This window comes from Winogradskyella aquimaris (assembly GCF_042676105.1).
GTDB lineage: Bacteria > Bacteroidota > Bacteroidia > Flavobacteriales > Flavobacteriaceae > Winogradskyella > Winogradskyella aquimaris.
Map to the genome: position 1 here is coordinate 142,494 of NZ_JBHTJQ010000016.1, position 23,313 is coordinate 165,806.

The following is a 23,313-nucleotide window of genomic DNA, read 5'->3' on the forward strand; positions in this document are numbered from 1 at the left end:
TGAATTTAAAACCAGTTATGAGAAAAACCATTAATGCGTTTATATTATTGCTTCTTGTCAGTGTACAATTGAACGCACAGGAGGTTACACAGCAACTCGATTCTGTAACCCTTACCAGTACACGTATCGATTTACCCTTTAGGGAAAATTCCAGAACCATTAATATTATTACCTCCAAGGACATTAAAAATAGTGCCGCCGTTAACGTCGCAGATCTCTTGCAACAAGTGGCTGGTGTAGATATCCGCCGACGCGGTACTGGCGGTAGTCAAGCTGACCTTTACATAAGAGGTGGTGGATTTGACCAAACTCTGCTCCTTATAGATGGTATTAAAATGGATGATGCCCAAACTGGGCATCATACCATGAACGCCGCATTACCGATCGAAGTTATTGAGCGCATAGAAATTATCAAAGGTCCAGCTGCTAGGGTTTTTGGACAAAATGCCTTCGCAGGAGCAATAAATATTGTTACCAAGAAAAATCTTAACACAACAACTTCAGTTAATGTTGAGACAGGCTCCTTTGGTCAACTTAACGGCAATGTAACGGCTGGTGTAGAATTAGAAAACTCATCGCATATCATTCATGTAGGAAGAGTAACTTCTGAAGGGTATCGCAATAATACCGACTACGATAATGCGAACTACTTTCTAAAAAGCAACTTCAACAAGAATGTACAGCCCATTGAAATGACCGTCACATTCTTAGAGCGTAAGTTTGGCGCTGAAAATTTTTATACGACAAACCCAACCTTTAATGAGTACGAAGAAACACAAAACAGCTTAGTTGCATTTACAACTATCTTTAGAAAAAATAAGTTGAAAATTCAGCCTAGAATGTACTGGAAACGCAATCAGGATATCTTTTTATTAAGAAGAAATGACCCTGAGTTTTATAGAAATCTTCATATTTCAGATAAAATCGGTGTAGAAGCAAATGCGTCTTACACATCAGAATTGGGGATTACTGGTTTTGGTGTGGACCTTTCTAAGATTTACCTCAGAAGTAATAACCTAGGAAATCGAAATCGTTTTATGGCCAACGTATTTTTAGAGCATCGTTTTAGTATTTTGGATAATAGCTTAGATATTACACCAGGTATAGCATTGACCTATTTTTCAGATTTTAAATTTCATGCATTCCCAGGCATAGATATCGGCTTTGATATTAACAATAACTTTAAACTATATGGTAATGTTGGCTATACCTACCGCATACCTACCTACACGGATCTCTATTATAGTGATCCAGTAACCAATGGTAATGAAAATTTAGAGCCAGAAGAAGCTTTTGCCCAAGAGTTAGGGTTAAAATATATTTCACCTAGACTAACAGCCAGTATTGCCATATTTAATAGAGACTCCAAAAATCTTATTGATTATGTAAGAGCAGATGTATCAGAAGATATTTTCTCAGCTAGGAATATTACGGAAGCCAATACAAAGGGGCTAGAGTTTGATGCCTCTTACAACTTTAAACTTAATAAGTTCAGCCAAACGTTAGCTTTTGGATACTCCTATTTAGATGATAATATTTTAGATCAAAATGAAGAGCTATCACGCTATTCCCTAAACACGTTAAAACACCAATACATCACACGGCTAAGCACCCGTTTATTTAAAAACCTATCTCAAAATATAATATATAAGTATGCCGAACGCACTACAGGACAAACCTACAATGTCTGGGATGTATCTATCGCTTTAAGTTTAAAACAGGTAGAATTTACCATAACGGCAAGTAATATTTTTGATGCAGACTATATCGAAACAGGATTTGTTCCAATGCCACCAAGTAATGTGTTATTTGGATTGCGATATACCCTTAAGTAAACCAGAGGTTAATTTAATCATTCTAAAATCCTGTTCTAATAGACAGGATTTTTATTTGGTCTGACTGTAACAAAATGAAATCTAAAGCTACTGATATATTGAAAGTGATTTGTAAAACCATTTTACAAGAGCTCAAAAAAATGGCCTATAAATCAACAAGACTAACCATCTATTTTTTTAGTTGATATTCCTACATTTTGGATAATTCATTATCCAAACCAAGATTTCAAAATTTCCAAGACGATTTAAGTCTCAATTGGTGGCTAAACTTTGTCCAAAACTTTCAAAATAAGATTGAATAATCTTACAATGGTTGTATATTTAGTAACCCTTAAAACAGCATATGTATGACAGAGTGGTTTTCAAATTTAGAGTTTCTTTCAAAGCTATATTGGTCTGTTGCCTTAGTGGGCTCATTAGTCTTTATTATAGTCATGTTTATGGCCTTTTTGGGTGGAGATGCTCATGATATTGGCGACTTGGATGCAGATATAGATAGTGATGTTGGAGCAGGCTTCCAATTCATTTCATTTAAGAATTTAGTAGGCTTTTTTACCATTTTTGGTTGGAGTGGTATTGCCTGCATCGATGCTGGTTTATCCAAACCAATGACCATAATTATTTCTGTAATCAGTGGTTTATTGATGATGGCAATCATGGCGATACTATTCTATTTCATCAGTAAACTGAGTGATAGTGGCACACTTAATTATAAAAATGCCTTGGATGCCGTTGGCGAAGTGTATCTAACCATCGGTGCAGACCGTTCTAGTATGGGAAAGGTAACGCTTAATGTGCAAGGTACAATGAGAGAACTTGAGGCACTCACCGATTCGCAAACCCCTTTAAAATCTGGAACCATTATTAAAGTGGTAGATGTTACCTCTAACGGTATTCTTATCGTAGATCGCACACGCAAACCCATAGAACCTTCTTCTAACCAATATGCTGAACTGGAAGAAGGGCAAAACAACCTTTTAGAAAATAAATAAATTATTAACCTATAACTATTTCGTCCTATGATTAACTTACTCATTCAAGACAACGTCAACATAGAGAACTTTGGCGGTCCAATGCTTCTCATATTTGTTGCACTTTTTATAGTGCTCACCTTAATCATTCTTATAAAGCGCTATAAACGCTGTCCATCAGACCGCATTTTAGTAGTTTACGGTAAGGTAGGAGGTGGAAAATCTGCCAAATGTATTCATGGTGGTGCAGCGTTTATCGTTCCTGTTATACAAGACTATGAGTATTTGGACTTAACACCAATTTCTATTGAAGTTAACTTGGTAAACGCCCTGTCTAAACAAAACATTCGTGTTAATGTACCTTCACGCTTTACTATTGGTGTATCTACGGAGCCTGGAGTGATGCAAAATGCTGCGGAACGTCTATTAGGTTTGGGTTTACAAGACATTCAGGAATTAGCTAAAGAAATTATTTTTGGTCAGTTACGTCTGGTTGTAGCCTCAATGGATATTGAAGAAATCAACTCTGACAGAGATAAATTTCTGACCAACATTTCGCAATCTGTTGAATCGGAACTGAAGAAAGTTGGTCTTAAGCTCATCAACGTAAACATTACCGATATTGTTGACGAATCTGGATATATTGAAGCTTTAGGTAAGGAAGCTGCTGCGCACGCCATAAATGCGGCGCGTAAATCTGTTGCAGAGAAAAACAGAGATGGTGCCATTGGTGAAGCTAATGCGGTACAAGATGAGAAAACACAAGTTGCTGCTGCAAATGCTAAAGCAGTTGAAGGTGAAAATACAGCTAAAATTTCGGTAGCTAATTCAGACTCTCTACGTCGTCAGCGCGAGGCAGAAGCAGAACGTGTAGCAATTGCATCAGAAAAAGTGCAAGCTGCAAAAGCATTGCAAGAATCCTATGCTGCTGAGCAGGAGGCTGAAACAGCAAGAGCGGAGCGTGAAAGATCCTCTCAAATGGCAGATGTTATTGTACCTACAGAAATTGCTAAAAAGAAAGCTGAAATCGATGCCGAAGCAGAAGCAGAACGCATTAGAAGACGCGCTAAAGGTGAAGCCGATGCTATTTTATTTAAAGCACAAGCTGAAGCAAAAGGGCTTTATGAAGTATTGACCAAACAAGCGGCTGGTTTAGATGAAATCGTAAAAGCTGCAGGTAACAATTCTAAAGACGCGGTGTTATTACTTATAGCAGATAAATTACCAGAATTGGTGAAAACACAAGCGGAAGCCATCAAAAATATCAAGATTGATAAAGTCACTGTGTGGGAACAAGGTGCCAGCAAGGATGGCAAGTCCTCTACCTCTAATTTTATTTCTGGCATGTACAAAGCCGTACCTCCATTGCAAGAAATGTTTAATATGGCTGGTATGGATTTACCTGAGTATCTAAAAGGTAAAGACAAAAAAGAGATAGAGGCGGAAGATGCTAAAACCGATGAACCAAGTAAATAACCTTCAATTAAATCCACTCATTAACTGAGTGGGTTTTTTTCGCTTTTCAATTTAACAATATCAAAACTTTGGTAACGTTTTATTAACTTTAGCGCTCAAAACGGTTTAACCTTTGCAATTAAATCTTCAAGACATACCTCGTGTTGAAACAATCACAAAGGCTGATTTTTTAAAACACTATTTTAAGCCACAAAAACCTGTGGTGATAGAGCGTTTTATAGAAGATTGGCCAGCATACAAAAAGTGGAACCTAGACTACATGAAGGAAGTTGCAGGTGATAAAATTGTGCCACTTTATGATGATAGACCTGTAGATTACAAGGATGGTTTTAATGAAGCTCATGCCAAAATGAAAATGAGTGACTACATCGACCTTTTAAAACGAGAGCCAACCAAATTCAGGATTTTCCTTTGGAATATATTAAAAGAAGTCCCTCAACTTCAAAAGGATTTTAGCTATCCGGATTTTGGACTTCGATTAATGAAAGGTTTACCAATGCTATTTTTTGGAGGAAGAGATTCCTACACGTTTATGCATTATGATATTGATTTGGCTAATATTTTTCACTTTCATTTTGAAGGTAAAAAACAAATCATTCTTTTTGATCAAAAACAGAATAAGTATCTCTATAAAGTACCGCATTCGTTAATTACCAGAGAGGATATTGATTTTGCCAATCCAGATTTTGAGAAATGGCCAGCATTACAACACGCAAAGGGATGGGTATGTAACCTCAACCATGGCGAAGTACTTTATATGCCAGAAGGTTATTGGCACTACATGCGCTATATAACACCTGGCTTTTCAATGAGTTTACGGGCTATTGCACGCAATCCCAAGAACTTAGGCAAAGCTTTATATAATGTGTTTTTAATGCGAAACTATGATAATTTAATGCGTAGAATTAAGGGTCAAGAGTGGATAGATTGGAAAAATGAAAAGGCCATTACCAACACAAAGCGTTACGTTTAATTTTCTCAAATATATTCTATTTGTATATTTACTAATATTTCTAAAAAAGTAAAAACCATGAAAAATATTGTATTAATAGCTGCATTGTTACTATTCAGTTTCGGAAACTCACAGGCATTTAAAGGCAAAGGTGACCAAAAGTTTCAGGTCGGTGCCAACTTTCAAGATGAAGCCACGGGACTAAATCTTACTTATGATTACGGATTAGGTGAAAATTTCTCGGTTGGTTTGTCCTCGTCTTATGCATTGGGTATTGACGATGTATTAGCTGATGTCGCTGATTTTGGGGATCGTTTTGATTTAAAAGCTAGATTTAACGCCAACCTTGGTAATGTTATAAATATTGATCCTAACTTTGACCTTTATCCTGGTCTTAGTCTAAGCTTAAAGAACTTTGGTGGTCATTTAGGTGCGCGTTATTTCTTTTCTGAAGGTTTTGGTATATATACTGAAGCGGCTTTTCCACTTGCAAAATATGATGATGACGTAGATTTATTTTATAACCAATTTACTTTTAATATTGGTGCTAGTTTTAATCTATAAAACGTCACAAACGTTAATATTTAAAAGCCTTTTCTTAAAATTGAAAAGGCTTTTTTTATAAATATTCATTTAGTTTTTCATACACCAGATGGCTTTCCCACCCTCTATAAAGCAAATAATCAGCTACTTTTTTCTTTTTCTTGTACGGATTTTTTTCAGTCACTTGCGCGATCCGTTTTTGGGTGAGTTCATCTAAAGTTTCAAAATAATCCTCATCCTTAATTTCCTTTAGCGCCACATCAATGGCATACTTTGAAATATCCTTGAATTTTAACTCTCTCACCAACCGTATTTTTCCCCACTTTTTTATTCTGAATTTTCCTCGCACAAAAGCCTTTGCGAAACGTTCTTCATTTAAAAAATTATGCCCAATAAGATGCACCATAATCTTGTCTATGGCCTCAGGAATCATGTTCATGCCCTCTAGCTTTGCCCTTACCTCTTTGTGGCAACGCTCTTGATAAGCGCAGTAATTTTCAAGCTTTTTTTGCGCTTCATCGACAGTATAAGTGCTTTGTGGATTCATTAGGCGAAAATAAAATTTTATTAATACTTTGCCATACATAAACCGCTGTTAATTAGGTATTTTTAATATATATTTGTAACTGATTGATAGTTAATCCTGTCCCTTATGAAAAAAAATTACTACTTACTCCTCTTACTATTATCATGTGCCTTAAATTTTGGTTTTGGGCAAAGTATTTTCTCAAACACAATAGATGGAATCGATCCAAATAATGATAATCCATTTATAACTGGTCAGGTGGTAGATGCTAATATTACAGTTAGTGGCATTGGACGAAGTACTGGGATTACAGGAAATAATGCCACCAATAGATATAATGCCAGAAACTGGAATACAGCTTCTATTGATCTTACAAAATATTTTGAATTTACCTTAAATCCAAATGCTGGTTATGAAATTGATTTTATTAGTTTTGAGTACACCGGCCAACGTTCTGCTACTGGTCCAACTGACGTTGCCTTTAGAAGTAGTGTTGATGGTTATTCAACAAATATAGGTACACCTATTATTACAGGGAATACGATAGACTTATCTGGGGTAAACTACCAAGATATTACAACTGCAATTACCTTTAGAATCTATGCTTGGAATGCGAGTACAGCCGCAGGCACTTATAGTATTAATGATTTCACCTTTAATGGGGTGGTAACATCATTACCATGTAGTACTACTACAACATGGACCAATACTGGATGGGACAATGGCGTCCCAGATATTAACACATCTGTAATTTTAGACTTTAACTATGATACTACTGATAATGGAAATATTAATGCTTGTGAATTAACAATTAACGCAGGAAGTACATTAAGAATTACAGATAATTCATTTGTTAATGTAAAAAATAATATTGTTGCGGATGGAGATATTATATTGGAATCTCAGGGTGCCGTTGTGCAAATAGAAGATGCTGCCACAACGACAGGTACTGGTACAATAACCGTACAAAAGTTTACAACACAAGTAAACGGACCTTTAGAGTACACCTATTGGAGTTCACCTGTCAATGGTGAAACCATAGAAAACACTTTTGGTGTCGTACCAACTTCTAGGCGTTTTTTCTTTAATGCTGCAAACTTTGAAGATTTGCTAACAGAAGTAGACAATACTGGTGTGTTTAATGCTGGGCAAGATGATATTGATGACACTGGAGATGCATGGCAATTAGCAACAGGCATAATGGCACCTGGCATTGGTTATGCTACAACGGTAAGTCCCTTTTTAATGTTCCCCACCCAACAACAATTTAATTTTGTTGGTCCCTTTAATAATGGAACCTATCAAACGACCTTAGTCAATGATAGTGGTGGGTTATACAACGACTGGAATTTTATTGGCAACCCATACCCTAGCGCCATAGATACCGATGTGTTTTTCACTGTTAATGCAGGTATTGTTAACAATATCTATTTATGGAGTCAAGCAACGGCTGCAGACGCTAATGCACAGGGCAACGATGGACAAAACTTCTCTAGTGCGGATTATGCGATAATATCTGCTAGTGGAGTCAATACAGCTGGAGGGGATTTAATAATGCCAAATGATTATGTCCCTTCCGGACAAGGCTTTTTTGTAGAGGCTCTAACCGCTGGTCCCGTTACATTTAATAATTCTATGCGCGTTACTGGGAACAATGATCAATTTTTTAGAAATGCAAATTCCACAAATAGTAATCGTCAAGTCCTTTGGTTAAATTTAAGGTCTGATAATGGAGTGGCTAAACAAATAGCTATTGCGCATATAGACGGAGCTACAGACTTGGATGACGGTACTTTTTATGATGTTAAAGTCAATGGTGCTTCTGCAGCTTACGCAAAACTTTACTCCACAATTAATGATGATAGCGACAACGAGTATGTTATACAATGTAAAAGCCCTTCTAGTTTAGATTTAGACGAAATTATTCCTTTAGGGTTTGAAAATAATATAGATTCTCCAACTATTTTCACAATTTCTATAGCACAATTTGAAGGTGACTTTTATAATAACAATGAGATTTATTTAAAAGATAATCTCCTGAACACTACTCATAATCTTAACGCTTCAGATTATAGTTTTACATCAGAAACAGGAATATTTAATTCAAGATTTGAAATTGTCTTTAACAATAGTGTGCTGTCAATAGATGATAACGTTGCAAATGGAAATGATCTAACCATTTCTGAGCTTAACAATGGCGAAGTAAGACTGAAGGTAAGCAATCCTTTTACCATAAAAACTGTAGAAATTCTAGATATCCTTGGCAGACAGATCTATAAACTAAATGGAAATAGTGCTGTTGAAGTTTATAATTTATCTAAACTGAGTAATGCTGCTTACATTGCTAAAGTGACCTTATCCAATGGGCAAACGATTAGCAAAAAAGCGATTAAGAGACAATAGAAATCAATAAAATCATAAAAAAAGCCTTGTCTTACCGACAAGGCTTTTTTATTATAATCTATAGTTTATAGCTACAATTAAGTTGCGTCCTGCTGCTGCAATACCCGAAGAATACGGTCTATACCTTTGATCTGTTATATTCTCTAAAGATGCCGTAAGTGTTAATTTGTCCTTCCAGTTGTATTGCGTTCTTAGATTCAAGGTATACCATGACGGACTATACGGATTTCCATTTTGGTCTAAAGCATAGATGTAATCTTTCTCGGTCTCTGATGGCGCCAGTTGATTAAAAGACAGTTCGTTATTATAGACCACATAGGCGTCCAATAGTAACTTCTCCTTTTTCCAGATCAGGTGCGTTCTCCCAAAATAAGGAGCTACGTGTCTTACGGGCTCTTCAACTCCATTATTGTCTTCAGTACCGCCAATGACGTTATATTGTGTTCGCAGTTTTAAGGCCTTAGAAAAGTTAACTTCAGCACCTATCTCAAAACCATAAATCCAAGCCTTTGATGCATTTTGTATGGCTTGCACCGTGCTTAATTCACCATCATAAATGAATTCCGATTCACCGTTGATTTCAAAACCCCTTCGAATTAATGCATTATCCAAAAAGGTGTAATAGGTCGCCATATCCAAAATAACCTTATTCTCAAAATTGAGTTTTAATCCCAATTCACCACCATAAGCATATTCTGGCCTTAAGTCATTATTAGGAACCACAACAGCCCCTGGTTCAGAATCAAAAACTTTACCTAAATCATCAATGTTTGGTGCCCTAAATGCTGTTGACGCATTTAATTTCCACTGAATTGTATTACTTGGTGACCACGTAATACCAGCCGTTCCGGTTAATGCTCCTGTATTGATATCTGCCTTATCAAAAGGAAGATTTAAAAAGATATTATTAGCCGTAAAGTCAGCTCGAGCTATAATTTGATTAAATCGCAATCCTGATTGAAATACGAACTTTGAATTAGGCTTATACTTCAAACTGGTATACGCTGCTAAAGATTGCCATGTAGCACCATCTGGGTAACGTGTTACATTTTGGGTTTTGCTATTCGTGTCTATGTTTTCTTCATACCCTTGTGAACCCACTTCATTGTATAAATATTCCAAGCCATAAAAAAGTGATGCTTTTGAACTTAACGATTTCTCTAAATCTAAGTTGAATGATAACACATCCACATCTTCTTCTCTCACTTCCCTTATTGGAGACTGAAAATTCCTATCTCTTCTGCTCTCTTTAAAATTTTGATAGGCCACAGTCGCTTTAATCTTATCGTAAAGGTTTGAGGTGCTACTTGTTTTTGTTATCTGAAAATTACCCATAAACCATTGTTGAGGTCCATAGTCCCATGCAGCTGATCTTAGTACATCTCCTCTTGGCCTTATGAGTCTATCGTATCTTGGATAATCTGATGTGGTCGAAAAGAACAATCCTAAATCAAATTTTAGATTGTCCATAGGTTCATATCTCACTTTTTGCATGAGGTTAATCTGATCGTATCCTGTTGGTTTTTGAATTTTAGGATTATCATTATCAACAATAATATCTTCACCATTTCTCCTTATGACGTATTGAGGTCTTAGATAAGCATCGGGACCATGACTGCCCATTCTTAAATCATCAAAATCGGTATAACTCACATTGGTTAAAAAACCCCACTTTTTATAGCCGAGGTTGATATCAAAATGCCCTGTATTTTCATTATTGGCACTGGCATACCTCACCAATGCATTCCCATTTATAATTTGGTTTTCCTTATACGATAATTGAGGTCTTTTGGTATAAAAACTCATCACCCCTCCAATGGCATCGCTACCATAAACTACCGATCCAGCACCTAAAGTAACTTCAGTATTTTGAACGGACAGGGGGTCAATGGAAATCACATTTTGTAAATTACCGCCTCGAAAAATAGCGTTATTCATTCTTACACCATCTACTGAAATAAGCAATCGGTTTGTAGAAAACCCTCGTATCATAGGACTACCACCACCCATTTGACTTTTTTGAACAAATACATTTCCTGTATTCTCCAATAAATCTGCACTAGTCTGTGGATTGGCTAATGCTATTTCTTTTGCATTTAGGCTTACGATGGATTGTGGTATATCGCGCTTACTTTGCTCAAACTTAGAGACAGAGATTACAATCTGCTTTAACCCTTCCACTTTTGGAGATAAATACACCACTTGGTTGTTCTCTCTGATTTCAAATTTTCGAAGCTGTTTTTTTTCGTAGAGAAAATTTTGAAAAAAAATGATTTCCCTATCATTGAACTTGTCTATGTTGGCATTACCCTCAAAATCGGTAACCACATATTTCGTCTTTTTTAAATTATAAAGCGCAACATCAGAAATTGGTTGATTACTACCTTTTTCTAGCACTGTTATGGTCTGACCAAAAGACAGTTGCAAAACAAGGAATAACAAAATGGTAAAAATGTAACTATCCTGAAGTTTTATGTTCATCTTCATTAAAATCTTTTCGTAAAATAGCCTAATGAAAAACCTCATTAAGCACCTGTAGGGACTTAGGTTTTTTAAAGCCTTCCAAATGTAATTCAAAATAATACAACAACATATTCAAAAACTCATGTCTTTGTTTAGCATTAATTTTTACGGTTAAAAGGTCATCAAAATTTATGCCCAAAAACCGCTTTAACAATGTTAAATTATGTCCTGAAATTGAATAAAACCCATTGTTATTTACTTCAAATACCCCTGATTCCAAATTAAAATAGGGATAATCAGTATTTTGATTTTCAGGCTGAAATCCCAAGTAGCGTGTTAGCTTTAACAAAAACAACAAATGAAAATTAGAATAATGTTCTGCCCCATCCAAATACTGCAGTGTCACCTCTAGATATTCAAAAAGGGATTCATTCTTTTCCTCTTCCTTTAAGGCATTGGAAAGGACTTCAGCTAAAAAAATAACGATAGCACTTTTAAAAACGTTGGTGTGGACACTGGTGTAGATATAACTGAACTTGATGTCCTTTATATTTTGAAGTGAACGATTTGGTTTAAAGTTTTCCTCTAGATAAAGTTGGGATAATTCTTGAAAGTATACCGTTTTATTATTTCCCTTCTTGGATTTTACCGCACCCCTTAAAATATAGCTTACTATGCCACGCTCTTGGGTATAACACTTTACAATGAGATCGTTATCCCTATATTTTAGTTTTGAAAGAACAATTGCTTGATTTTTTGTAAGCATATTATCGTACAATAAGCACTTTAAGGGTCTTCGTTTCAAAAGAATCCAAATCTGAAATCATAATGAGATAAACACCAGTTCTAACAACTGAATTTGCTAGGTTTTTACCATTCCAAATAGCTGTGCCACCATCAATAGCAAAATTGTAATTTGTATTAGAGGATCTGAGGTTTATATTTGATTGTGCCTCAGCCACCAAATTTCCTTCAATATCTGTAATCTTGATATTAACATTTTCTGTTAATCCACTTATCTTTATACCTTTGTTGATGTCATTTAAGTTGTTAAATCCTAATAAATCGTATTCAGGTCTTACAGGGTTTGGATAAACAAATGCATTTTCTAAGGTTTCTTCTGGCTTAGAACCTCCGGCTCTAAATGAAAGCATGCCCTTTGTAGTAGCAATATAGACAATACCATTATTGGGATCTATGGATATATCGGTAATTCGATTAGAAGGTAACGGCGAATTATCTTTTGTGAAATGGTAAATCGTGTTCTGTCCATCTGGCGAAAAGTAAAACACACCTGAATCTACAGTTCCAACCCATTTGTTATTTGAGCCATCAGCTTCAATATCAGTTATAGTTTGTGATTCAAGTAGTTCTTGTGCTATGCCATCTTCCAAAATGATTATAGAATTTAAGGAAGGACTAGGATCATCAAAAAAACCAGAAGTATTAAAGAGTACTCTCAGTCCCGAAAAGGTCCCAACCCATAACTGATTTCTATTGTCTATTTCTAAGGCCGTGACCCTAGGAAATGGCAAGTTCTGCTCTTCGGAAGTTAAGTTTTTAAGAGGATTGGCTAAATTCTCATTGTATGCGTAAAGCCCGTTAGAATAGCCACCTATCCATTTTGTGCCATTATTATCTATGGCTATATCATGAAATCCAAACTCATCAAGCAAAGCATTTTCTATAATAGAAGAGAAATCATAACCTTGCCAACTACCCGAATTTGGATCATAAGATTTTAAGGGGTTGGGAGCTCTCGCTGTAAGACTCCAAAGTACTCCATTTCTGTCAAAAGCAGATGCCGATACCCTTATACTTATGACATTTGGTGAGCCAGGAATTACCAAAGACTCCAATCCGCTATTGTCTTGATTATATAAGATTGTTGGCTGTTCATCATTTATTTCTAATATTCCATTTTGAAATGAGCTGACAAAGACTTGATTTGGATTAAAGGGGTTTACAGCTATTTCAGATAAATTCCTTGCTCCAAAAACACTATCAAAAGGAATACTCTCCCAAACTTCATCCTTTAAATAACTCAAGCCTCTTGCCCTAACAGGTGCGGGATTGAAAGACTCTGAATAATCCCCAAAACTAGCCCAAACCGTTTCGTACTCGGCATTAAGCCTAAAAATTTCATTAAATAAAGGACCATTAGGTTTTATTTCTGTATAGGTAATTCCATCAGAAATTAAAGTACTTAAAACACCAAAGTCTTCAGAGCCAATATAAATTTCATTTTCTAACTGAACAGCTGAAGTAAATCTAGTATCGAACTCACCGTTTGGTAAAAAACTATTAGTTAAAAACGCATTTTGGTCGTAAACATCTACACTATTTACAGTAGAAATGATTAGATTATTACCGCTAACTTCTGTATCTCTAGGTGTTGTTGGCAAAACAAATAACTGAGTAAAAGTTGTATTTGTTATTTCAAATAAAGCTCTGTTAGCTCTTACAGCATATGCCTTATCTGCAACGGTGTTAATATTGATAAAATTGCCGCCTATAAGGGTTTGCCATTGCGAAAAATCTATCAAATTTGGATTATTCAAATCAGCCTTTTTAAGACCATTAACACTAGAACAAGCTGCGAAAATTTCGTTATTCAATACTGTAACCTGATTAACGATAATTTGAGACCCTCCATTACCTAAGAAAAAAGTATCCCCAAATTCTAACCGTGCTAAATCATAAACCGAAATACCGTAGTCTGTTGAAATATACACCAAACCCTCATGCTCATAAAAGTGGTTAATGTTCTTATTGACAGGTGTTATATTATCCTTCTCTAATATATCTACAACTGTTAATACTGAACCATCGGTCTCTGAATAAACTTCTATTAGCCCAGTTTCATAACCTATTACCAAGTATTGAAATTCTGTACTGTAATGTATAGTTGTTATTTGTTCTCCGGATAGCCCATCTATAGTTGTAATGGTCTTTAGTTCTTGTGATTGAGTGTTATATTCAAAAACTGCATTTTGAGCAGCGGCATAGATCTTATCATTTCCGCCTACTACATCAACAATGTTATTATAGGAAAAATGGGCTTGCCACAGCGCAGAAAAGTCTTGAGCTTGAGAATAAAAAGATAACCCAAAACAAAAAAACAAGATTCTAAAACCAGTTTTACACATTATAAATTGTTTACCCAAATATATCTATTAGTAACGATACTATGATATTAATCATATAATTATGTAACAAAAAAAGCTTCCATATTATTATGGAAGCCTTTTATTTATTTATCCTATATGTTAAATAACTCCTTGAGCAAGCATAGCATCTGCAACTTTTACAAAGCCGGCAATATTTGCTCCCCTAACATAATCTACAGAGCCATCATCATTTTTACCATACTCAACACATGAGTTATGGATATTTTTCATGATTTCCTTTAATCGCTCATCGACCTCCTCACGTGTCCAACTTAGTCTAAGCGAATTCTGACTCATCTCTAATCCAGAGGTAGCCACACCACCCGCGTTAGACGCCTTGCCTGGAGCAAACAAGATATTTGCCTTATGAAATTCATGTATAGCTTCTGGTGTTGAAGGCATATTAGCTCCTTCTGAAACACAGATACAACCATTTTCAACTAAGGTTTTTGCTTCTTCGCCATTCAATTCATTTTGGGTGGCACATGGCAAAGCGATATCACACTTCACTGACCAAGGTCTCTCTCCACTAAAATATTTAGCGTTTGGATATTTATCTAAATACTCACTAATCCTTCCTCTTTTGTTATTCTTAAGGTCCATTACAAATTTTAGCTTTTCACTATCAATACCGTCTTCGTCCAAAATGTATCCTCCAGAATCTGAAAGGGTCAAAACTGTAGCACCTAATTCTATTGCTTTTTCAGCAGCATACTGAGCCACGTTACCAGAACCAGATATTACCACCTTTTTCGCTTCAAAGGACTCATTTCTGGTTTTCAACATGTTTTCAGCAAAGTATACATTTCCATAGCCGGTTGCTTCAGGTCTAATTAGAGATCCACCCCAAGATTGTCCCTTTCCTGTTAAAACTCCAGTGAAAGTATTATTCAATTTTTTATACATTCCAAACATAAAACCAATCTCTCTGGCACCTACTCCGATATCACCCGCGGGCACATCTGTATTATGGCCAATATGTCTGTACAACTCCGTCATAAAGGCATGGCAAAAACGCATAATTTCATTATCTGATTTTCCCTTTGGGTCAAAATCAGAGCCGCCTTTACCACCACCCATAGGTAATGTGGTTAAACTATTTTTAAATACTTGTTCAAATGCCAAAAATTTCAAAATACTTGCATTAACAGTTGGATGAAAACGCAAGCCCCCTTTGTATGGCCCAATAGCCGAGTTCATTTGTACTCGATAACCTCGGTTCACCTGAATTTCACCAGAATCGTCTACCCAACTTACTCTAAAGGAAATTAAGCGTTCTGGTTCTACCATTCTCAAAAGAATATTTTTACCATTATAAATATCGTGTTGAGCGATATACGGAATAACGGTTTCAGCTACTTCCTGAACTGCTTGTAAAAACTCAGGCTCGTGCCCGTTTCGTTCTCTTACAAGATCTAAAAAAGCTTCAATTTTATCTTTCATATAAAATATTGTTAATAAATTGTGATTTACAGGGCGTAAAGATAAGTTATCTTTAAAAATAAAGGCTTATTTTTTTTATATTCTCAATTATATTTTAAATATTTATGAATTGTAATAAAATTCTTCTCCTTAAAAGATATTTGCATTTTATCCGTTTTATTTTGTAGTTCGTCGAGTTTTTATATATTTGTTCGACAACAGCTTAATCGTAAGTGTTATATGGCAAAACATATCAAAAATTTAATTGCGCTGTTTGTATTGATGCTAACAATGCAAACATCTTCTGCCCAACTGGGTTTTTCTCATGAAATTGGTGCGTTTGTCGGAGCTGTTGCGTTTCAATCCGATTTTGGAGTACGAAGCGATTTTGAAACCAATTCTGGTAATACTGGTATATCTTTAGGTATAGTACACTACATTAATTTTGCCTACAGAGCCGATTGTAATTGCTATTCAACTGACACTTATTTTAATGATCATTTTAAATTGAGAAGTGAAATTTCCTGGAATAAGACCCAACTCAATCATTTTGGGAAATGGGTTGATGATGCACGCACCAGTGATAATGCAGACCGATTGAGGGCTCACAGTGGTGAAGCTCAAAACTGGGATATTGGTATGCAGCTAGAATACTTTCCTAGAAGTATAAGAGCCTTTTCGGCAGGTGTTTATTCTTTTGCCCCTTTTGTTGCCGTAGGTGCTCATTTTGTTTCGTTTAACCCGACCGTTGAAACCACTTATGGTGATGGTAATATCTTTAACAACGATAATTTCTATAGTTTTTGGGATGAGGCCTCAGGTGGAGACCCTTTTATCAGTGACGAGTCTGGTTCTACTTGGTCTGTAGTTGCTAGTGTAGGTACGCGCTATAAACTCACGATATTATCCGATTTATTTGTAGAATTAAGATGGCAATATTACTTTGATGATTTTGTTGATGGCTTAAACCATAAGTTAGACTCTAATAAAGCAAACGACTGGAACCTATGGCTCCATTTTGGTTATATCTATTATTTGGACTAGTACAGTTTAAGCAATAGCTTGCTTCAAATCATTTATTAAATCTTGTTGATCCTCTATACCTACACTAAGTCTTATCAGTGAGTCTACAATTCCTGTTTTCTCTCGTTCTTCTTTAGGAATACTTGCATGGGTCATACTTGCTGGGTGACCCGCTAAGGATTCTACACCTCCGAGTGATTCAGCAAGGGTGAAAATCTTCAAGTTTTCCACTATTCTAATAGCTTCCTTATAATTATTACCTTTTGTTGTAAAGGACACCATTCCACCAAAATCAACCATTTGAAATTTTGCAATCTCATGGTTAGGATGACTTTTAAATCCTGGCCAATACACATTTTCAATTTTAGGATGATTGTTTAAATACTCTGCAATAGCTTTACCATTTTCACAATGCCGTTGCATTCTAACATGTAAAGTCTTTAGGCCTCTTAACACCAAAAATGCGTCCTGAGGGCCACATATTGCACCACTTGCATTTTGTATAAAATACAATTGGTCTGCCACTGCTTTATCGTTAACAACTAAAGCACCCATGACAACATCACTATGTCCACCTAAATATTTGGTGGCTGAGTGCATTACGATATCTGCACCCAAAGCCAGAGGCTGTTGTAAATATGGCGTCGCAAATGTGTTGTCTACTGCAAGAAGAATATTGTGCCTTTTTGAGATTAATGAAACAGCGCTTATATCTATAATATTCATCATAGGATTGGTTGGTGTTTCAACCCAAATGAGTCTTGTTTTTGAGTTTATATAGTTTTCAATATCGGTAACGTTTTGCATTCCTATAAAATGAAATTTTATACCAAAATCTTCATAAATCTTGGTAAAAAGACGGTATGTGCCACCATACAAATCATTAGTGGCAATAACCTCATCACCTGGTTTCAACAATTTTATAACGGCATCTATGGCCGCTAGTCCAGAACCAAAGGCCAAACCGTAATTACCACTCTCTAAACTTGCAAAAGCCTTCTCTAAAGCATGTCTCGTTGGATTTTGAGTTCTGGAATACTCATAACCCTTGTGCACACCAGGTGTAGATTGCACATAGGTTGTTGTCTGATAGATTGGTGTCATTACCGCACCGTAAGCTGGGTCGGGTTCTTGACCACCATGTATGACTTTGGTATTAAATTTCATTATATATCTTATTAGGATTTATCTTAAACGTATTAATTTTACATAACACGACGTGTTACATAACAAATTTAAATTTTAATTCGTTCTTAGTTTAGCGTTTCAACACCTTTAAACAATGATTAACAAATCAGGCCTTACTCTTTTATTGTCCATTTTTTGTATTACCGTACTAATACATTCCTGTACAAACGAACCTCAATCTTTAGACTTTGAAACCAATATACATGAGTATGATTATGAAGCCAGCATCTCTGTTGCAATTGATGAAGCTAAAGGAAACACTGAAATAAGTAAGATCATAAATTTTAAAATTGAAGAAGCTATAATTTCAACATTTAGTGAAGCAACCAAAAAAACGAGCTTAGAATCCGTATTGGAAGATTTTAACAACGAATTTGTAGCGTTTAAAAATCAATTTCCAGAAGCTTCTCACCTAGTCTGGGAGCTACATATTGAAACAGAAAAAATTTATCAATCGGATGATGTTATAACTTTAGCAATAAATACTTACGAGTTTAAAGGTGGAGCCCATGGTAACGATAAGATTAAATTCTTAAATCTTAATGCCCATACAGGTGAGACCTTAAATCTAGCGGATATGGTTGAAAATACAGAAGATTTCAAAGCGCTAGCAAAAAACTACTTTTTTAAATCCATGAGTTCTGGCACCGAAGACAATCAGACAGAAGATTATTTTTTTGGAAAACCATTTCAACTCCCTGAAAACATAGGTTTCAGTGATGATGGTTTGGTTTTTCTATACAATGTTTATGAAATTGCTTCCTATAGCCAAGGTTATTCAGAATTTATTATCCCTTTTGATGTCGTTGACAAGTATCTAAAAGTTAAGTGACCATTATGAAAATAATAGGTTTAAAAGAGTGTATTTTTGTGTTTTAGTAAAAAGGCCCTTATGAAAAAAATATATTACCTCAGCACATGCAACACATGTTCGAGAATTATGGAAGAACTCGACCTGCCAGATGATTTTGAGCTTCAAGACATAAAAACGCAACCGATTACTAAAGAACAAATCGAAGAAATGCGAAGCTTAACCGATAGCTATGAAAGTCTATTTAGCAAAAGAGCTAGGCTCTACAAAGAATTAGATCTTAAGAACAAATCTCTATCAGATGACGATTACAAAAGGTATATTATAGAGCATTACACCTTCTTAAAACGTCCAGTGATTTTAATTGGTGATAGGATTTATATTGGCAATTCTAAAAAAATAGTTGAGGCCGCCAAAAAAGCAATAAATGAATAGTCGCAAATATGCCATTTTAGCATTATTTGCGGTTCAGCTCATATATGGTTTAAACTATACCATTGCCAAAACCGTTATAAACGAAAACTACATAAAACCTTTTGGTTTTGTATTGTTACGAGTTATTGGTGCCACCGCTTTATTTTGGTTAGTGAGCTTATTTTTCCCCAAAGAAAAGGTTGAAAAAAGAGACTATATTAAGTTTTTTGTGGCAGCTGTTTTTGGTGTAGTTATTAATTTATTGTTTTTTTTTAAAGGTTTAGAATACACTTCACCAATTCATGCCTCGGCCATAATGACCATTATACCCATTATCATATTGGTACTCTCATCCTACATTTTAAAAGAAACAATTACCTCAATAAAGATTATAGGTATAATTGTAGCCCTTTGTGGTGCTCTTATTTTAACTGTTTATGGGAAGTCTGCTAGGGTCGGTGACAATGTTCCACTTGGTAATTTACTGATTTTAATAAACGCTATTTCCTACAGTATATATGTTATCTTAATTAAGAAATTAACCGAAAAATATCATCCATTTACCTTTATTAAGTGGTTGTTTCTAATTGGTTTGGTGATTTTGATTCCTTTTGGATATAAAGATTTAAGTGAGGTACAATGGCTAACATTTACACCCTATATCACATTCTCTGTTATCTTTGTTGTCGCAGGCGCAACATTCGGCACTTATCTTCTAAATCCTTACGCCCTAAGTAAACTTAGAGCATCTACCGTTGGTATTTTTATTTACCTTCAACCTGTAATTGCGACACTATTTGCGCTATCCGTTGGTGCCGATTTTATAGATGCCATAAAAATTGGCGCCATGATATTAATATTTACAGGTGTATATTTAGTAACTGCCAAGCGAAAGCAAAAAAAATAATTTGTCTCTAAACTCTAAAATATTTACCTCTGTAGATACCATACCAAATGAGTATTGGGAAAATATCAATTGTAAAAATAACCAATATTGTTCACCAGAATTCCTAAAAGCCTTTGAGCTTGCTAACACTGATATTGAATTTAATTATATTTTCATTTTAAAGGGAGGTGAGGCTGTGGCATTTGCCAATACTCAAATTGTAACAATTGGTATAGAGACTATCACTAAAAACATTGCCATGTCCTCAAAATTAAAGGGCTTTGTAAATAGGCTATTTCGCAATAATCATATTAAAGTATTGTTCTGTGGTAATGTGTTTTTAAGCGGTGAGTATGGCACATTTTTAAAGGAAGGTGAACCTAAGGTAGAAACTTTTAAGGCTATTGCCAAAGCTGTCAAGGAACTCTACAAATGCAAACGGCTTAATACTATTTTTACTAAAGATTTTGAAGATGAGTCACTTTACATCACGGATCATCTAAAAACTTTTGGTTATGCTTCCATGCACGTAGAGCCAAATATGATCATCTACCTTAGACCTGAATGGAAATCTTTTAACGATTACACTGCTGTTTTGAAATCCAAATACCGTGTTAAAGCTAATAGAGCTGACACCAAAAGTGAAATTTTAGAATCTAAGTTTTTTACAAAAGCTGATATTGAGTTGTACTTAGATGAACTGCAAGCTTTATATCAAAACACAATAGATAATGCTGATTTTAATGCCCAAATACTCAATTTAAATACCTACATCCATTTAAAAAACATATTTGAGGATACATTCTTTGTTAAGGGCTATTTTTTAGATGGTAAACTTGTAGGGTTTTTATCGGCAATGCAAAATGGAGACCATTTAGATGCCCACTTTATTGGTATTGATTACAATAAAAACAAAGATTTTGCTATATATCCCAGAATTTTGAATGATTATATCCGACTAGGAATAAAAACTAAATCATCTCAAATAAATATGGGCAGAACGGCTTCTGAAATAAAAAGCACGCTCGGTGCTCAACCGAAAACGTTAACCTGCTATTGCAGACATAAATATGCCCTACCTAACAAGATTCTAAAGCCCTTTATAAAAAATGTTCAGATCAAAACATTCAAACAGCATCAACCATTTAAAAGCCGCTAAGGATTTATTGGCTTTGGCCTTATATCATGCTTCCTCGTGTCTGCTTTAGTAAGCACTTTATAGTTTTCAGATTTTGGAAATTTATGAGCCAGTTCCAACAATTCTTTTGGTAAATCTGTAAGCTTTCTTGCTTTTAAATCTATCCAGGCACCTTGCATTTCACAATAGGCTAAATTTTCGCCTTTATGATTATAAAAATTGTGCTCAAACATAAATAGCATACCATCTTCACTTAACCCAGAGACTTCAATTGTAACCGTAATTGGCGTACCGATAAAAGATTCTTTAAAATAATACATGTGCTCATAAAAGACAACCGGACCTATGTTGTGCTTCATTATTTCCTGCATAGAAAAACCTTGTTCATTAAAAAAAGACATTCTAGCATGACTCATAAAGTTAGTGTAGGCGGAATTGGCTAAATGTCCATTAGCATCGACATCGCTCCAGCGAATTTCAAATTGTTTTTTATACATGGATTGTTATTCGATTTATATTTGCAAAGTTATAAAAGTCTTCAAGGACACCTTGCAAGTATTACATCTATTTAAGTACAATGCTAACCATTCATTTTGTACCTTTGCTCAACTTTAATCGCATCGTTTAATGATACAATCCATGACTGGTTATGGGAAAACCGTTTTACAACTCCCAACCAAAAAAATATCTATAGAATTAAAATCTCTCAACAGTAAAAACTTGGATGTCAATGCTCGTATGCCGTCTATGTACAGAGCTAAAGAGTTAGACATAAGAAAGCTTCTAGCGAAGCATTTAGAAAGAGGAAAAGTTGATTTTTCGCTTTATGTTGAAATTACAGGAGAAGACACCAGCTCAACAATCAACAAAACCGTGGTTAAAGAGTATATAAAACAATTGAAAGAAGTAGTTAATGGTGATGAAACGGAATTATTAAAAATGGCTATACGTTTGCCTGATGCGGTCACTACGGAGCGAGATGATATTGATGAGGAAGAATGGCATACCATAGAAAGTGGTATCAATGAGGCTATTTCTAAAATTAAAAGTTACAGAGAAGATGAGGGAGCTATTTTAAAACAAGACTTTGCAGATAGAATTAACACGCTAAAACAACTACTTGAAGAAGTCTTAGCCATGGATCCCGAACGTATTGAAGGGGTTAGAGCACGTTTAGAAAAAGGAATTGCAGACATTAAAGAGAAAGTTGACGAAAACCGTTTTGAGCAAGAACTGGTCTATTATATAGAAAAGTTTGATATCACTGAAGAAAAAGTGAGACTCGATAACCATCTAGATTACTTTATAAAAGCCTTAAATTCTGAAAACTCCAATGGTAAAAAACTAGGGTTTATCTCTCAGGAAATTGGAAGAGAAATTAATACTATTGGCTCAAAATCCAATTACGCTCCAATGCAAAAATTGGTTGTGCAGATGAAAGATGAACTAGAGAAGATAAAGGAACAGTTATTAAATGTACTTTAACTAAAAACGTATATAGTGTCTAAAAAAGAACTAAATAAACAAGGGAAACTCATCGTATTTTCAGCACCCTCAGGTTCTGGCAAAACGACCATTGTACGTCACTTATTAAACCAGCCCGAACTAAATTTAGAATTTTCCATATCCGCAACCTCTCGCGACAAACGCGGTAAAGAAATACATGGAAAAGATTACTACTACTTATCGTTAAAAGAGTTTAAAAACAAAATCAAAAACGATGAGTTCTTAGAGTGGGAAGAAGTGTACCGCGACAATTTTTATGGAACTTTAAAGTCAGAGGTAGAGCGTATATGGGCAAAGGGCAAGCATGTTATCTTTGATATTGATGTTTCTGGTGGTTTGCGTATAAAACGAAAATTCCCAGAACAGACCTTGGCTATTTTTGTGAAACCTCCAGATTTAAATGAACTGGTTAGACGCTTAAAAGAACGTGGTGAGGAAAGCCCTGAAAAAATAAGTATGCGTGTTGCCAAAGCACCCGCAGAATTAGCTACAGCTCCACTTTTTGATGAAATCGTTGTGAACTCTAATTTAGATGAGGCCTTAAAAAATGCTTACCATCTTGTTTCTGATTTTATAAATAAATAGT

At 35.3% G+C, this 23,313-nt stretch carries 20 protein-coding genes; 13 read left to right on the plus strand and 7 right to left on the minus strand.

The annotated features are described in order from the left end of the window. Positions 1-17 precede the first annotated feature (17 nt). The 5 genes from ACFQ1K_RS10565 to ACFQ1K_RS10585 all read left to right on the plus strand — a co-directional run bounded on the left by ACFQ1K_RS10565 (position 18) and on the right by ACFQ1K_RS10585 (position 5,798). Positions 18-1,835 (plus strand): TonB-dependent receptor plug domain-containing protein, encoded by a 1,818-nt coding sequence (locus ACFQ1K_RS10565; protein ID WP_320554710.1) that lies wholly within the window; start codon positions 18-20, stop codon positions 1,833-1,835. Positions 1,836-2,182: 347 nt separating this feature from the next. Continuing rightward, positions 2,183-2,827, plus strand: coding sequence for a hypothetical protein (locus tag ACFQ1K_RS10570; RefSeq protein ID WP_320554711.1), 645 nt, complete (start codon positions 2,183-2,185; stop codon positions 2,825-2,827). A gap of 27 nt (positions 2,828-2,854) precedes the next feature. Next, positions 2,855-4,282: a flotillin family protein gene (locus tag ACFQ1K_RS10575; protein ID WP_320554712.1), complete on the plus strand. Its 1,428-nt coding sequence runs from the start codon at positions 2,855-2,857 to the stop codon at positions 4,280-4,282. Positions 4,283-4,394: 112 nt separating this feature from the next. Continuing rightward, positions 4,395-5,255 carry a cupin-like domain-containing protein gene (locus ACFQ1K_RS10580; protein WP_320554713.1) on the plus strand — a complete coding sequence of 287 codons (861 nt, stop codon included), beginning with the start codon at positions 4,395-4,397 and terminating at the stop codon, positions 5,253-5,255. Between the two features lie 57 nt (positions 5,256-5,312). After that, complete coding sequence (locus ACFQ1K_RS10585; protein WP_320554714.1) at positions 5,313-5,798, plus strand: DUF6646 family protein; 486 nt, start codon at positions 5,313-5,315, stop codon at positions 5,796-5,798. Positions 5,799-5,853: 55 nt separating this feature from the next. On the opposite strand, the gene ACFQ1K_RS10590 is transcribed toward ACFQ1K_RS10585, so the two are convergent. Next, positions 5,854-6,324: a regulatory protein RecX gene (locus tag ACFQ1K_RS10590; protein WP_320554715.1), complete on the minus strand. Its 471-nt coding sequence runs from the start codon at positions 6,322-6,324 to the stop codon at positions 5,854-5,856. Between the two features lie 105 nt (positions 6,325-6,429). Between ACFQ1K_RS10590 and ACFQ1K_RS10595 the strand changes: the two genes are divergently transcribed. Continuing rightward, positions 6,430-8,706 carry a T9SS type A sorting domain-containing protein gene (locus ACFQ1K_RS10595; protein ID WP_320554716.1) on the plus strand — a complete coding sequence of 759 codons (2,277 nt, stop codon included), beginning with the start codon at positions 6,430-6,432 and terminating at the stop codon, positions 8,704-8,706. 51 nt (positions 8,707-8,757) lie between these two features. Here ACFQ1K_RS10595 and ACFQ1K_RS10600 read toward each other — a convergent pair whose 3' ends face one another. The 4 genes from ACFQ1K_RS10600 to gdhA all read right to left on the minus strand — a co-directional run bounded on the left by ACFQ1K_RS10600 (position 8,758) and on the right by gdhA (position 15,782). Further along, entirely contained in the window at positions 8,758-11,193 is a 2,436-nt protein-coding gene (locus ACFQ1K_RS10600; protein ID WP_320554717.1) for a TonB-dependent receptor plug domain-containing protein, read from the minus strand. Between the two features lie 22 nt (positions 11,194-11,215). Continuing rightward, entirely contained in the window at positions 11,216-11,935 is a 720-nt protein-coding gene (gene recO / locus ACFQ1K_RS10605) for a DNA repair protein RecO (protein WP_320554718.1), read from the minus strand. 1 nt (position 11,936) lies between these two features. Then, the gene (porZ, locus tag ACFQ1K_RS10610) at positions 11,937-14,318 is read right to left on the minus strand and encodes a type IX secretion system anionic LPS delivery protein PorZ (RefSeq protein WP_320554719.1); all 2,382 of its coding nucleotides are present in this window, start codon (positions 14,316-14,318) and stop codon (positions 11,937-11,939) included. A 120-nt stretch (positions 14,319-14,438) separates the two neighbouring features. Beyond that, positions 14,439-15,782, minus strand: a complete 1,344-nt coding sequence (gdhA, locus tag ACFQ1K_RS10615; protein WP_320554720.1) for an NADP-specific glutamate dehydrogenase — start codon at positions 15,780-15,782, stop codon at positions 14,439-14,441. A 219-nt stretch (positions 15,783-16,001) separates the two neighbouring features. On the opposite strand from gdhA, the gene ACFQ1K_RS10620 reads away from it, so the two are divergent. Next, positions 16,002-16,805, plus strand: coding sequence for a THC0290_0291 family protein (locus ACFQ1K_RS10620; protein WP_320554721.1), 804 nt, complete (start codon positions 16,002-16,004; stop codon positions 16,803-16,805). Positions 16,806-16,811: 6 nt separating this feature from the next. Here the strand turns inward: ACFQ1K_RS10620 and ACFQ1K_RS10625 are convergent, their stop codons facing one another. Beyond that, the gene (locus ACFQ1K_RS10625) at positions 16,812-17,951 is read right to left on the minus strand and encodes a cystathionine gamma-synthase (protein WP_320554722.1); all 1,140 of its coding nucleotides are present in this window, start codon (positions 17,949-17,951) and stop codon (positions 16,812-16,814) included. A gap of 115 nt (positions 17,952-18,066) precedes the next feature. Here ACFQ1K_RS10625 and ACFQ1K_RS10630 point away from each other — a divergent pair, with 115 nt between their 5' ends. Genes ACFQ1K_RS10630 through ACFQ1K_RS10645 form a run of 4 tightly spaced genes read left to right on the plus strand, consistent with a single transcriptional unit; the run spans position 18,067 to position 21,242 of the window. After that, a complete protein-coding gene (locus tag ACFQ1K_RS10630; RefSeq protein ID WP_320554723.1) occupies positions 18,067-18,804 on the plus strand; it encodes a DUF3298 and DUF4163 domain-containing protein in 738 nt (245 codons plus the stop codon). A gap of 60 nt (positions 18,805-18,864) precedes the next feature. After that, a complete protein-coding gene (locus ACFQ1K_RS10635; RefSeq protein ID WP_320554724.1) occupies positions 18,865-19,218 on the plus strand; it encodes an arsenate reductase family protein in 354 nt (117 codons plus the stop codon). Beyond that, positions 19,211-20,104, plus strand: a complete 894-nt coding sequence (locus ACFQ1K_RS10640; protein WP_320554725.1) for a DMT family transporter — start codon at positions 19,211-19,213, stop codon at positions 20,102-20,104. The genes ACFQ1K_RS10635 and ACFQ1K_RS10640 overlap by 8 nt, the downstream gene beginning before the upstream one ends. 1 nt (position 20,105) lies before the next feature. Next, complete coding sequence (locus ACFQ1K_RS10645; protein WP_320554726.1) at positions 20,106-21,242, plus strand: hypothetical protein; 1,137 nt, start codon at positions 20,106-20,108, stop codon at positions 21,240-21,242. Here the strand turns inward: ACFQ1K_RS10645 and ACFQ1K_RS10650 are convergent. Further along, a complete protein-coding gene (locus ACFQ1K_RS10650; protein ID WP_320554727.1) occupies positions 21,239-21,718 on the minus strand; it encodes an acyl-CoA thioesterase in 480 nt (159 codons plus the stop codon). The genes ACFQ1K_RS10645 and ACFQ1K_RS10650 overlap by 4 nt on opposite strands. 130 nt (positions 21,719-21,848) lie before the next feature. Here ACFQ1K_RS10650 and ACFQ1K_RS10655 point away from each other — a divergent pair, with 130 nt between their 5' ends. Both ACFQ1K_RS10655 and gmk read left to right on the plus strand, forming a co-directional pair. After that, positions 21,849-22,706: a YicC/YloC family endoribonuclease gene (locus ACFQ1K_RS10655; protein ID WP_320554728.1), complete on the plus strand. Its 858-nt coding sequence runs from the start codon at positions 21,849-21,851 to the stop codon at positions 22,704-22,706. 15 nt (positions 22,707-22,721) lie between these two features. Continuing rightward, on the plus strand, positions 22,722-23,312 hold the full coding sequence (gene gmk, locus ACFQ1K_RS10660; protein WP_320554729.1) for a guanylate kinase: 591 nt from the start codon (positions 22,722-22,724) through the stop codon (positions 23,310-23,312). Position 23,313 lies beyond the last annotated feature (1 nt).

Coding starts and splice junctions, on each gene's coding strand:
- ACFQ1K_RS10565 (WP_320554710.1), top strand. CDS start 18: ATGAGAAAAACCATTAATGCGTTTATATTATTGCTTCTTGTCAGTGTA.
- ACFQ1K_RS10570 (WP_320554711.1), top strand. CDS start 2,183: ATGACAGAGTGGTTTTCAAATTTAGAGTTTCTTTCAAAGCTATATTGG.
- ACFQ1K_RS10575 (WP_320554712.1), top strand. CDS start 2,855: ATGATTAACTTACTCATTCAAGACAACGTCAACATAGAGAACTTTGGC.
- ACFQ1K_RS10585 (WP_320554714.1), top strand. CDS start 5,313: ATGAAAAATATTGTATTAATAGCTGCATTGTTACTATTCAGTTTCGGA.
- ACFQ1K_RS10590 (WP_320554715.1), bottom strand. CDS start 6,324: ATGAATCCACAAAGCACTTATACTGTCGATGAAGCGCAAAAAAAGCTT.
- ACFQ1K_RS10595 (WP_320554716.1), top strand. CDS start 6,430: ATGAAAAAAAATTACTACTTACTCCTCTTACTATTATCATGTGCCTTA.
- ACFQ1K_RS10600 (WP_320554717.1), bottom strand. CDS start 11,193: ATGAAGATGAACATAAAACTTCAGGATAGTTACATTTTTACCATTTTG.
- recO (WP_320554718.1), bottom strand. CDS start 11,935: ATGCTTACAAAAAATCAAGCAATTGTTCTTTCAAAACTAAAATATAGG.
- porZ (WP_320554719.1), bottom strand. CDS start 14,318: ATGTGTAAAACTGGTTTTAGAATCTTGTTTTTTTGTTTTGGGTTATCT.
- gdhA (WP_320554720.1), bottom strand. CDS start 15,782: ATGAAAGATAAAATTGAAGCTTTTTTAGATCTTGTAAGAGAACGAAAC.
- ACFQ1K_RS10620 (WP_320554721.1), top strand. CDS start 16,002: ATGGCAAAACATATCAAAAATTTAATTGCGCTGTTTGTATTGATGCTA.
- ACFQ1K_RS10625 (WP_320554722.1), bottom strand. CDS start 17,951: ATGAAATTTAATACCAAAGTCATACATGGTGGTCAAGAACCCGACCCA.
- ACFQ1K_RS10630 (WP_320554723.1), top strand. CDS start 18,067: ATGATTAACAAATCAGGCCTTACTCTTTTATTGTCCATTTTTTGTATT.
- ACFQ1K_RS10635 (WP_320554724.1), top strand. CDS start 18,865: ATGAAAAAAATATATTACCTCAGCACATGCAACACATGTTCGAGAATT.
- ACFQ1K_RS10640 (WP_320554725.1), top strand. CDS start 19,211: ATGAATAGTCGCAAATATGCCATTTTAGCATTATTTGCGGTTCAGCTC.
- ACFQ1K_RS10650 (WP_320554727.1), bottom strand. CDS start 21,718: ATGTATAAAAAACAATTTGAAATTCGCTGGAGCGATGTCGATGCTAAT.
- ACFQ1K_RS10655 (WP_320554728.1), top strand. CDS start 21,849: ATGATACAATCCATGACTGGTTATGGGAAAACCGTTTTACAACTCCCA.